9 protein-coding genes are annotated in these 10,297 nt (G+C 69.6%); 5 read left to right on the forward strand and 4 right to left on the reverse strand.

All coding sequences use genetic code 11. The annotated features are described in order from the left end of the window. Positions 1-59: 59 nt before the first annotated feature. The gene (locus E0W80_RS18775; protein WP_131494519.1) at positions 60-380 is read right to left on the reverse strand and encodes a hypothetical protein; all 321 of its coding nucleotides are present in this window, start codon (positions 378-380) and stop codon (positions 60-62) included. 126 nt (positions 381-506) lie between these two features. Between E0W80_RS18775 and E0W80_RS18780 the strand changes: the two genes are divergently transcribed. From E0W80_RS18780 to E0W80_RS18800, 5 genes are all read left to right on the forward strand, one after another. Next, on the forward strand, positions 507-2,003 hold the full coding sequence (locus E0W80_RS18780) for an L-serine ammonia-lyase, iron-sulfur-dependent, subunit alpha (protein ID WP_131494520.1): 1,497 nt from the start codon (positions 507-509) through the stop codon (positions 2,001-2,003). Positions 2,004-2,072: 69 nt separating this feature from the next. Continuing rightward, positions 2,073-2,825: an AAA family ATPase gene (locus tag E0W80_RS18785; RefSeq protein WP_131494521.1), complete on the forward strand. Its 753-nt coding sequence runs from the start codon at positions 2,073-2,075 to the stop codon at positions 2,823-2,825. A 42-nt stretch (positions 2,826-2,867) separates the two neighbouring features. Next, positions 2,868-3,464 carry a TetR family transcriptional regulator gene (locus E0W80_RS18790; protein WP_131494522.1) on the forward strand — a complete coding sequence of 199 codons (597 nt, stop codon included), beginning with the start codon at positions 2,868-2,870 and terminating at the stop codon, positions 3,462-3,464. Between the two features lie 66 nt (positions 3,465-3,530). After that, positions 3,531-4,316 carry an ABC transporter ATP-binding protein gene (locus E0W80_RS18795; RefSeq protein WP_131494523.1) on the forward strand — a complete coding sequence of 262 codons (786 nt, stop codon included), beginning with the start codon at positions 3,531-3,533 and terminating at the stop codon, positions 4,314-4,316. Beyond that, complete coding sequence (locus tag E0W80_RS18800) at positions 4,313-5,047, forward strand: ABC transporter permease (protein WP_131494524.1); 735 nt, start codon at positions 4,313-4,315, stop codon at positions 5,045-5,047. Before E0W80_RS18795 ends, E0W80_RS18800 begins: the two co-directional genes overlap by 4 nt. A gap of 21 nt (positions 5,048-5,068) precedes the next feature. Here E0W80_RS18800 and hrpB read toward each other — a convergent pair whose 3' ends face one another. From hrpB to E0W80_RS18815, 3 genes are all read right to left on the reverse strand, one after another. Next, a complete protein-coding gene (gene hrpB / locus E0W80_RS18805; RefSeq protein WP_131494525.1) occupies positions 5,069-7,624 on the reverse strand; it encodes an ATP-dependent helicase HrpB in 2,556 nt (851 codons plus the stop codon). Between the two features lie 201 nt (positions 7,625-7,825). Then, a complete protein-coding gene (locus E0W80_RS18810; RefSeq protein WP_131494526.1) occupies positions 7,826-9,430 on the reverse strand; it encodes an SPFH domain-containing protein in 1,605 nt (534 codons plus the stop codon). Positions 9,431-9,549: 119 nt separating this feature from the next. After that, the gene (locus tag E0W80_RS18815) at positions 9,550-9,978 is read right to left on the reverse strand and encodes a MarR family transcriptional regulator (protein WP_131494527.1); all 429 of its coding nucleotides are present in this window, start codon (positions 9,976-9,978) and stop codon (positions 9,550-9,552) included. Positions 9,979-10,297: the final 319 nt, after the last annotated feature.

Raw genomic sequence — 10,297 nt, forward strand, 5'->3', positions numbered from 1 at the left:
GCCCTACCGTCGGCTGCAGGGTGGGGTCTCGGCGGCGACCGGGGGTCTCGGCGAACGGATCAGCCGGCCTGCGGCTCCTCGGTGTCGATCACACCGATGCCGACGGCCTCGTGGTCGGGCTCGGGCTCATCCCGCTTCGGCGCGGTGGGTTCCTCGCCGGGGTCCTTCTCGGTGCTCGGCTCTTCGAGTTCCTCGGTGCTCGGCTCTTCGAGTTCCTCGGTGCTCGGGACCTCGCTCGGGTCGGCGTCTTCCGGCGACTCGGCCTCGGTGGGAGTCGTCGCCTCCGCCTGGCTCGTGTCCGAAGAAGGGCTGGGCGTCGGAGTCTGCGCTTCAGGAGAGAGCTCGTCGGTGGGTTCCGGCTCAGGAGTGGTGTCGGTCATGGTGACCCCTTTCGGCGATGTCCTCGGACCACGATGCCCCGACCGCACGCTCGTCGGAAGGGGGTTGACTCCCCGTCGAGTTAACCGAGGTGAACCGAACCGGTGAATCCGGCGTAGCCTGGAAGGGTGACAGCGTACGTCTCGGCCTTCGACCTCTTCTCGATCGGAGTGGGTCCCTCGAGCTCCCACACGGTCGGACCGATGCGGGCGGCTCTCGATTTCGCGCGACGCCTCACGGCGAGCGGTGCTCTGGCGCGAGTCGGCCGTATCGAGGTCGCGCTGTACGGCTCGCTCGGTGCAACGGGGATCGGCCACGGCACTCCGGACGCCGTCGTCGCCGGGCTCCGTGGGCTCACGCCGGAGACGTGCGACCCGGCTGAGGTCCGTGCCGCCTGGGCCGACCTCCCCGCGGGTGCCGTGATCCGCATCGACGGCACCCACGAGGTGCCGTTCGTGAAGGACGACATCGTCTTCGCGCCGCGCACCCGGCTTCCCGGGCACCCGAACGCCATGACGATCACCGCGCGGGATGCAGCGGGCGATGTCGTCGCCGAGGAGACCTATTACTCGGTGGGCGGAGGATTCATCCGCAGGGACGGTGAGGAGGCGAAGCTCGCGACCGCAGGGTTCCCGTACTCGTATGCGGATGCTGCCTCGTTGCTCGCCCTCTGCGACGAGAACGGGCTGTCGATCGCCGAGGTCGCGCGACTCAACGAGGCATCCGTGCGCAGCGAGGAAGAGGTCGCTGCCGGACTCGACGCGATCTGGGATGCGATGGCGGGTTGTGTCGACGCCGGTCTGCACGCGGAAGGAACCCTCCCGGGCATCCTCAAGGTCAAGCGGCGGGCCGGAGTGATCCGCGGTCAGCTCGAGGCGGTCGAGGCCGACGGGCATCGTGAGCTGCCGGGCGAGTGGCTCGGCGCCTTCGCGCTCGCGGTGAACGAGGAGAACGCGGCAGGCGGACGGGTCGTGACGGCCCCGACGAACGGAGCCGCCGGTATCCTTCCGGCCGTCGCGATGTACTGGTGGCGGTTCCTCGCCGATTCGGGGCTGGGAGCGGGCAACGCGGTGACCCCCTACGGTGAACTCGTCGGCAGCGCGCTGTTGGGATTCGAGTCGGATGTGCGGACGCTGGAGAGCGCCAGCGGGCTCGACGAGGAGCAGACGGCCGAGGCGAACCGTCGCCGTGGCATCCGCCGCTTCCTGCTCACTGCGACGGCTCTGGGCTCGCTCTTCAAGGCGAACGCATCGATCTCCGGGGCCGAGGGTGGATGCCAGGCCGAGGTCGGATCCGCGTGCGCCATGGCCGCCGGCGGGCTCACGGCGGTGATGGGCGGCACGAATCGTCAGATCGAGAACGCGGCGGAGATCGCGATGGAGCACCACCTCGGTCTCACGTGCGACCCGATCGGCGGACTCGTGCAGATCCCGTGCATCGAACGCAACGCGATCGCCGCGTCGACGGCGGTCACGGCGGCCCGACTCGCCCTGCGCGGCGACGGAAGCCACTACGTGTCCCTGGACGCCGTGGTCGAGACGATGCGCCAGACCGGTGCCGACATGTCGACGAAGTACAAGGAGACCAGCGAGGGCGGTCTCGCGGTCAACGTCATCGAGTGCTGACCGCCCGATCGTGATCGTGTCCGCGGGTGGCGATAGCCTCCACGAGACGTGACGCGCGGAGGGAGCACGATGGATGCGTTCTGGGAGCCGAGCTCTCGCCGTCGACGGCAGCAGCCGGTGGTCGCCGTCCGGCCGAACGATGATGCCCCGACGCCCGACGGGGAGTGGCCGACGAACATCCCCGCCGTGGCCCAGGTGCTCCGCGAAGGGATCGACCTCGACCCCGGAGTGACCTTTCTGGTGGGCGAGAACGGCAGCGGCAAGTCCACTCTGGTCGAGGGCATCGCGCTGGCGTACGGACTCTCGCCCGAGGGTGGGTCACGGCAGGCACGGCACCGCACGCGCGCGACCGAGTCGCCGTTGTCGGACTGGCTTCGATTGCAGCGCGGGGTAGGTGCGAATCGCTGGGGCTTCTTCCTCCGCGCCGAGACGATGCACTCGTTCTACACGTATCTGGAAGAGAACCCCTCGGCCAGCGGCGACGTTCCGTTCCACGAGATGAGCCACGGGGAGTCATTCCTCGCGCTGCTGGACAGCCGGTTCGACGAGCCGGGCTTCTACTGCCTCGACGAGCCCGAGGCGGCCCTGTCCTTCACCTCGACGCTCGCCCTCATCGCGGTGCTCCGCCGCATCGCCGACGAGGGGGGCCAGGTGCTCTGCGCGACGCATTCGCCGGTACTCGCGGCCCTCCCCGGCGCGAAGATCCTCGAGGTCGGGGAGTGGGGCGTGCGTCCGGCGGACTGGGGTGACCTCGAGATCGTGGACCATTGGCGCTCGTTCCTCGACCACCCCACGCGTTACCTCCGTCATCTGCTCGACTGAGCCCGGGTCGATCGCGGGGAGCGAAGTCGTAGGCTGGCGGGCATGACCGAGCAGAAGTCACCGCGCCGGCGAGGACGCCCGAGAGGTGCCTCGGACTCGCGGGCGCGCATTCTGGCGGCCGCGGTCGACGACTTCGCCGAGAAGGGCTACGATGGCGCGACGGTCCGCTCGATCGCGGCCCGCGCCGGTGTCGACTCCGCGCTCGTGCATCACTACTTCGGGACCAAAGCCGACCTCTTCGCCGAGGCCGTGGGCATCCCTCTGCGTCCCGACATCGACGTGCCGCGGATCCTGGCCGGATCTCGCGACGGCGTCGGTGAGCGACTCGTCCGCTACGTGCTCGAGGCGTTCGAGCAGCCGGAGGTGCGCCGGCGAGGGGTCATGCTGATCCGCACCGCCGTGGGGAGTCGGCTGACGACCCCGTTGCTGGCCGGTTTCCTCTCGCGCGAGCTGCTCTCCCGCGTCGCCCGGAGTCTCGACACCGACGATGCCGATCTGCGCGCCGCTCTCGTCGCCTCGCAGATCGCCGGCATGCTGATCGCCCGCTACGTGCTGCGGCTCCCCGCGCTCGCTGGTGCATCGGTCGATGAACTCGTCGGACGAGTCGGTCCGACCGTGCAGCGCTACCTCTTCGACTGAGGGGGCGCAGGCGCAGGCGCACAGATCCCGTTGACGCCATCGGTACTCGGGCGCATAATTCATCACATGATGAATAACTCGGCTGTCGAGATCTCGCAGCTGCGTGTGCACCGCGGCGCCGTCCAGGTCTTCGACGGGATCGACCTCACGATTCCGCGCGGGCAGATCACCGGCCTGCTGGGGCCGTCGGGGTGCGGCAAGACGACTCTCATGCGCTCGATCGTCGGCGTGCAGAGGATCGCCTCCGGAGACGTCAGGGTCCTCGGAGAGCCGGGCGGCTCGCGAGGGCTCCGGCACCGGGTCGCGTACGGCACGCAGGGTGCATCGGTGTACGGCGACCTCAGCGTGCGTCAGAATCTCGCCTCTTTCGCCTCGCTGCTGAAAGCCCCGAAGGGCGACGTCGATCGGGTCATCGAGGAGGTCGGTCTCGGGCCGCAGGCGGGGCAGCTCGTCGACGCCCTGAGCGGAGGACAGGCGACGCGGGTGTCGCTCGCGGTGGCGCTGATCGGTGCGCCCGAGCTCGTCGTGCTCGACGAGCCGACGGTGGGACTCGATCCGGTGCTGCGCGCTGAGCTGTGGACCCTCTTCCGTCGTCTCGCGGATCGCGGGGTGACACTCATCGTGTCGAGCCATGTGATGGATGAGGCCGTGCGCTGCGACCGGCTGCTGCTGATGCGGGAGGGGCGGATCATCGCCGACACGACTCCGACGTCGCTCCTCGCCGACACCGGGACGACCGACGCCGAGGCCGCCTTCCTGGCGCTGATCGAGCGTGACCGCGCGGCCGGCCTCGGAGACACCAGGAGGTCGCGCCGAGATACGCGCGGGACGCACGGGGAGGTCGGGGAATGAACGGCCGCCGGATCTTCGCCACGGCAGGGCGCGTCCTCACGCAGCTGCGGCATGATCCGAGGTCGATCGCCCTGATGCTCATCGCGCCGAGCCTCCTCGTAGGGCTCTTCGCCTGGCTGTTCAGCGACCAGGAAGGTGTCTTCGACCAGGTCGGCGGTGCCATCCTGGCGCTGTTCCCGTTCATCGTGATGTTCCTCATCACCTCGATCACGACCTTGAGGGAGCGCCGTTCGGGCACGCTCGAGCGGTTGATGACGACGCCTCTCGAGAAGGCCGACTTCATCCTCGGCTACGCGCTGGCGTTCGGAGCGATGGCGGTGGTCCAGGCGGTGATCACGGTGTCGTTCGCGGTCGGGGTGTGCGGGCTCGACGTCGACGGGCCGCTGTGGCAGCTGGGTCTGGTCGCGGTGGTCGACGCACTGCTCGGCACCGCGCTCGGCCTGCTTGCGAGTGCGTTCGCGCAGACGGAGTTCCAGGCGGTGCAGTTCATGCCGTTGCTGGTGTTCCCGCAGATCATCCTCGGGGGGCTCTTCATGCCCCGCGACCAGATGCCCGATGTGCTGTACGCGATCTCGGACTGGCTGCCGCTGAGCTACGCGATCGACACGATCAATGCCGTCGCCGCGGGGGACGAGGGCTGGGACGTGTTCGGTCCCTTGCTGATCGTCGTCGCGTTCGCCGTCGGTGCCCTGGTGCTCGCGGCGCTCACGCTGCGGCGGCGTACACGCTGAGGTCTCGGTCCGTTCCGCTGCTCAACGCGCGGTGCGGTTCTTGGTGTGCTTGGTCGGCGTGGCGGCCCACGGGTCCTCGGGCCAGGGGTGCCGCGGGTAGCGCCCCCGCATCTCGGCGCGGACCTGTGCGTACGGACCGGACCAGAACGAGGCCAGGTCGTCGGTCACCGCGAGCGGGCGCCCGGCGGGGGACAGCAGGTGGAACAGCACCGGCACGCGCCCATCGACCAGCCGAGGAGTCTCCGCCCACCCGAAGCACTCCTGGAGCTTGACCGCCACGACGGGCCGTGCCGACGTGTCGCCGTCGGGTTCCGGGTAGGTGATGCGGACGCGGGATCCACTGGGCACCTCGAGGCGCTCCGGGGCGAGTTCGTCCAGGCGCACCGCCTCCGGCCACGGCAGCAGGCGGCGAAGGGCGGACAGCAGGTCGAGTCGTCCCACCGGGGTGCCGGACGCCAGCGCATCGAGTTCGGGTGCCAGCCAGGCGTCGAGGGTGTCGACCAGGCCCGTGCCCGAGACATCCGGCCAGGGGGCGCCGAGCTCGCGCCGCAGCAGCGCAAGCCGACGGCGCAGTGCCTCCGCGCCGTCGGACCACGCGAACATGCCCAGTCCGTCGCGGCGCAGGGTGCGGCGGACAGCATCCCGTCCCTCCTGCGCGGAGGCCCGGACCGGGACCGACGTGCGCAGGATCGCCCCGAGCCGCCGTTCGCGTCGGGCCTGGACACGGCCTCCGCTGAACTCGGCCTCGACGCGGTCCGTCAGGAGGTGGTCGGCGGCCTGCTCCATCTGCGCCTCGGTGAGCGTCGCTGCCGCGCGGATGACCGCTCCGGACCCGGCTGCCGCGCGCCCGGAGGCGCGGGCGACGTCGGCGACGGCGAGCCATTCGACCGCCGCGAGCGGGCCCGTCACTCCTGCTCGCGTCCCGGATGCGAGCAGGAACGTCGCTCCGGCCGCGGTGCGCTCGACGCGGCGGGCGATCCGCTCGGGAAAGGCCAGGGCGATCACGAGCCCGACGCCGTCGAGATCCGCAGAGGCGTGTGGTGCCGGTGGGGCCAGGCGTTCGAGGCGATCGACGTCATCGCGCCATCGGCGGGTATCCGGCGTGCGTCCGCCCCGCAAGGAGATGAGGGCCTGTGCGACGTCGGCATCGGCGACTCGCAGATCGCCGCCCAACAGCGCGACGACCTCCGCGGCGAGGCGTCTGCCGACTGCCGGACTGCCGTCGCGGAGCGCGCGGGCGAGTCGAGGATCGGTCGGAACGCGGGCGAGGGCGCGCCCTTCCGCGGTGGCACGACCCTCGTCATTGATCGCGCCGAGACCGCGGAGGACCGTGAGGGCATCGGCGAGGTTCTCTGCGGGCAGCGGGTCGATCATCCGCAGCCCGGTGCCACCGGGGGATCCCCAGCACGCGAGCAGCAGGGCCGCATCCGCGAGGTCGATGACCGCGATCTCGGGTACCGGGCGCGCCGGAGCCGCCGCGTAAGACCGCTCGTCGACGCAGCGGACCACGGCACCGGGAGCCTGGCGGGTGGCGCGTCCCGCTCGTTGCACGCACGACGACCGGGATGCCGCGGTCGTGACCAGACCCGTCATTCCTCGGGAGGCGTCGCGCAGCGGATGCCGCGACAAGCACGTGTCCACGACCAGGCGTACGCCCGGGACCGTGAGCGAGGACTCCGCGAGCGAGGTCGTGACGATGATGCGCGGACGGTCTTCCGACGTACGACCTCGGATCACCGCATCCTGTTCGGCCGCCGGGATGCGTCCGTGCAACTCCCGCACATCGAACGTCTCGCTCGACTCCCGGATGCGCCGGGCGATCTCCGACACCTCCCGGGCCCCCGGTGCGAAGACCAGGACGTCGGCCTCCGGATCCTCCGCGATCTGCGTCAGGGCCGCAGACGTCGTGACGCGTGCGACGTGGTCCAGGAAACCTGAGGTGACCCCACGCTCGTCGAGGCGCGGTACGGGGCTCGGGGCCCAGCGCTCCGTGAGGGGGAAGGCGGGCACATCGTGGTCCACGATCGGGGCCGCGGCCGACTCGCTGCCGAGGACCGATGCGATCCGCTCGGCGTCGAGGGTGGCGGACATGGCGACGAGCACGAGGTCCTCCCTCAGCTCACGCACCTCGGAGAGCAGGCCGATCAGGAGATCGGTCTCGAGCGCGCGCTCGTGCACCTCGTCGAGGATCACGGCGTCCACGCCGTCGAGGCCGGGATCGTCGAGCATCCGCCGCAGGAGCACGCCGGCGGTGACGAACTCGATCTGCGTCGTGGGAACCGCGGAGCGCTCGCCGCGGACCGTGAACCCCACACGTGAGCCGAGCGGCGAGTCGTCGAGGTGGGCGAGTCGTCGGGCAGCGGCACGGGCGGCGACGCGGCGAGGCTGGGTGACGATCACGCGACCGGTGCACCGCGAGGCGACGAGGGGCGGCACGAGCGTGGTCTTGCCCGTGCCCGGCGGTGCGGTCACGACCACTGAGCCACCGGCGTCGAGGGCCGCGGAGAGCTCGTCGAGGGCGCCCGCGAACGACAGCCCGGCGCCGATGGCGTCGAGATCGAAGGCGGCGGGCATCATCCGTCCAGTCTGCCGCGTCGAGTCAGCGACCGGAGCCGTTCACAACTCAGGAGAAACGCGCCCTGCGGACCCCGAGCGGCTCTCGCTGGCCCCGACCACCTCGTTCTTCCTGAATTGTGAACGGGCGAACGGGGTGCCGGAAGCGAAAAACGGATGCCGCGACCCGATCGGCCGCGGCATCCGCTTCGTGTTGCGTGGGTGCTACTCCGTGGCGGGAGCAGGCTCCGTGGCGGGGGACGCCGTGGAGGGCGTCGACGCACGCGCGGGGGACTGCGTCGGAGGCGTGGCCTCGGCGACACCGGCGCCGAAACCACGGCCGACCGCCTGACCCTGGATGATGCCCGCGAGGTCGAGGCCGGTGGCCGAGTGGACGCTGTCGAACACCGAGCGGAGGGCCTTGGCGTTGTCGGCGCCGACCACGTTCGATGCGCCGTCCTCGCCGGAGCTGCCGATGATCGACACGTTGCCGATCGCCGCGTAGCCCTTCGAGAACTCGGCCATGATCGAGGGCAGAACGTCGAGCACGCGCTGCGAGAGGAAGGCGTCCTGGTTCGAGGCGATGGCCTTGGCCTCGGCCTCGAGGGCGCCGGCACGCGCGTCACCCTCGGCGCGGATGGCATCGGCTTCGGCGCTGGCGCGCAGGCGGCGGGCTTCCGCTTCGGCTTCGGCCTGGGCGCGGAGGGCGTTCGCCTCACCGCTCGCCTTCGCGATGGCGGCGGCTGCTTCACCCTCGGCACGAGCCTTGTCAGCCTGCGCCTGCTGCTCGGCGATACGGGTGCGGGCTTCCGCCTGCTTGACCTGCTCGATCGCGGCGGCCTCGGCCGCGCGTTCGCGGGTGTAGAGCTCGGCTTGAGCGCGGGTCTCCGCCTCGTACCGCTGGGCGTCGGCAACACGCTTGACGTCGGCGTCGAGCTGGGCCTGCTTGTTCTCGGCCTGCTGCTGCAGAACGGCCTGCTCCGCCTGAGCGCGTGCGAGAGCTTCTGCCTGCTCTGCTTCGGCACGTGCACGTCCGATGCCGGAGTCGGCGTTGGCGGTGTTGGTGTCGAGCGCGGTCTGCTCGATCAGGTTGGCTTCCTGGTTCGCGATGTTCTTCTGATTGATCGCGCGGTCGGCGTTCGTCTGAGAGATCTCGGCGGCCTGACGCTTCGCCTGGATCTCGGGGGCACCCAGCGACTGGATGTAGCCGACCTTGTCGGTGATGCCCTTGATCTGGAACGAGTCCAGGATCAGTCCCTGCTCGGCGAGTTCCTGCGAGACATCGGCGGCGATCTGATCGGAGAACTTCTTGCGCTCGCGCATGAGCTCGACGACCGACAGGGTCGCGACGATGCCACGGAGCGCACCTTCGAGCTGTTCGGTGGTGAACTGCTCGATGGCCTTGTCCTGCGATGCGAAACGCTCGGCAGCGCGGCGCACGTAGAGCGGGTCGGAGCCGATCTTCACGATCGCGACGCCGTCGACGTTCAGCGTCACACTGTCGAGCGACTGCGCCTCGGCGTTGAGGGAGACCTGACGGGAGCGCAGAGAGATGATCTCGTGGCGCTGCGTGATCGGGTTGACGAGCGACTTGCCGTTCACGATCACGGTGACGGGCGACTCCGCCAGTTCCGAACTGGTCGTGCCGTCTGCGGCGATGACTGCGCGTTGGATCTTCTGCTTGCGCCCCGAGATGACGAGGGCTTCGTCGGCTCGGGCGACCTTGATCCAGCTGCGTGCGAACAGCAACAGGATCAGCAGCAGGACGACGGCGATGACGACGCCGATGCCCACGATGACGAGGATGCCGACGATTCCGGCGATCTCCATGAATGACCTCCCTGGTTCCCCCCGAGGGGGCGGTCTGACGTGCCCGCCGAATGCGCAGGCGTATGCCACCCACCCTGCCAGAAAAGGCGGAGGTCGTTCTCGGCGCCCACAGGCGCAGGTCAGCGGGAGCGGAGCTTCTCGGCGAGGTCGCGCAGAGTGCGCAGCTCATCGTCGTCGAGGCGCGACATGCGCTCGGCGATCGAGCGTCCGTGCACGGTCGCGAGTGCGCGGAAGGCCCTGGCCCCTTCGTCCGTGGCGCGGATCAGGGCGCCGCGACCGTCGTCGGGATCCGAGCACTTCGCCACGAGACCTCGGGTGACCATCCGGTCGACCAGACGAGAGACGCTCGGCTGACTGATCAGCATGTTGGAGGTGATGTCGCGCAGCCGTGCGGTCATGTCGGGGGAGCGGGTGACGGTCAGAAGCACGTCGTACTCCGCTTGTGCGAGGTGGTTTTCTTCAAAGTCGGCCAGCATCGCGGTGAACACCTCGTGCTGTGCGCGGAACAGGCTCTCCCAGGCTTCGATGGCGAGCTTGCGGTCGGTCATCCTCACAGAATAGTGGGAACAGTAAAGGGCCGGTCGGAGAGGCTCCCGACCGGCCCTTGTCCCTTGCACCAAGAGTGTCCTGCAATCACATGCGGTGAGTGCCACAGCAAACATTCACCGTGTGATCACTGTATAACGGCGAGATAACGAATGCAACGGTTTGGTCACGGAATCTTCGGTTTTCAGCACAGATGTCCGATCTCACGAGAAGTGTCGGAGTCTCACGAAAGGTGTCGGAGCGTCTCACGAAAGTGGCGGAGTCTCAGGAGGCCTGTCGGATCGCGGCGGCGCCATCTCCCTGCCGCAAACGATCGTTTCT

The sequence above is a fragment of the Microbacterium sp. PI-1 genome (assembly GCF_004337555.1).
Lineage (GTDB): Bacteria > Actinomycetota > Actinomycetes > Actinomycetales > Microbacteriaceae > Microbacterium > Microbacterium aurugineum.

What these genes read in the sequence shown, in the direction of transcription:
- E0W80_RS18775 (WP_131494519.1), bottom strand. Translation starts at nt 380, where the DNA reads ATGACCGACACCACTCCTGAGCCGGAACCCACCGACGAGCTCTCTCCT.
- E0W80_RS18810 (WP_131494526.1), bottom strand. Translation starts at nt 9,430, where the DNA reads ATGGAGATCGCCGGAATCGTCGGCATCCTCGTCATCGTGGGCATCGGC.
- E0W80_RS18800 (WP_131494524.1), top strand. Translation starts at nt 4,313, where the DNA reads ATGAACGGCCGCCGGATCTTCGCCACGGCAGGGCGCGTCCTCACGCAG.
- hrpB (WP_131494525.1), bottom strand. Translation starts at nt 7,624, where the DNA reads ATGATGCCCGCCGCCTTCGATCTCGACGCCATCGGCGCCGGGCTGTCG.
- E0W80_RS18815 (WP_131494527.1), bottom strand. Translation starts at nt 9,978, where the DNA reads ATGACCGACCGCAAGCTCGCCATCGAAGCCTGGGAGAGCCTGTTCCGC.
- E0W80_RS18785 (WP_131494521.1), top strand. Translation starts at nt 2,073, where the DNA reads ATGGATGCGTTCTGGGAGCCGAGCTCTCGCCGTCGACGGCAGCAGCCG.
- E0W80_RS18790 (WP_131494522.1), top strand. Translation starts at nt 2,868, where the DNA reads ATGACCGAGCAGAAGTCACCGCGCCGGCGAGGACGCCCGAGAGGTGCC.
- E0W80_RS18795 (WP_131494523.1), top strand. Translation starts at nt 3,531, where the DNA reads ATGATGAATAACTCGGCTGTCGAGATCTCGCAGCTGCGTGTGCACCGC.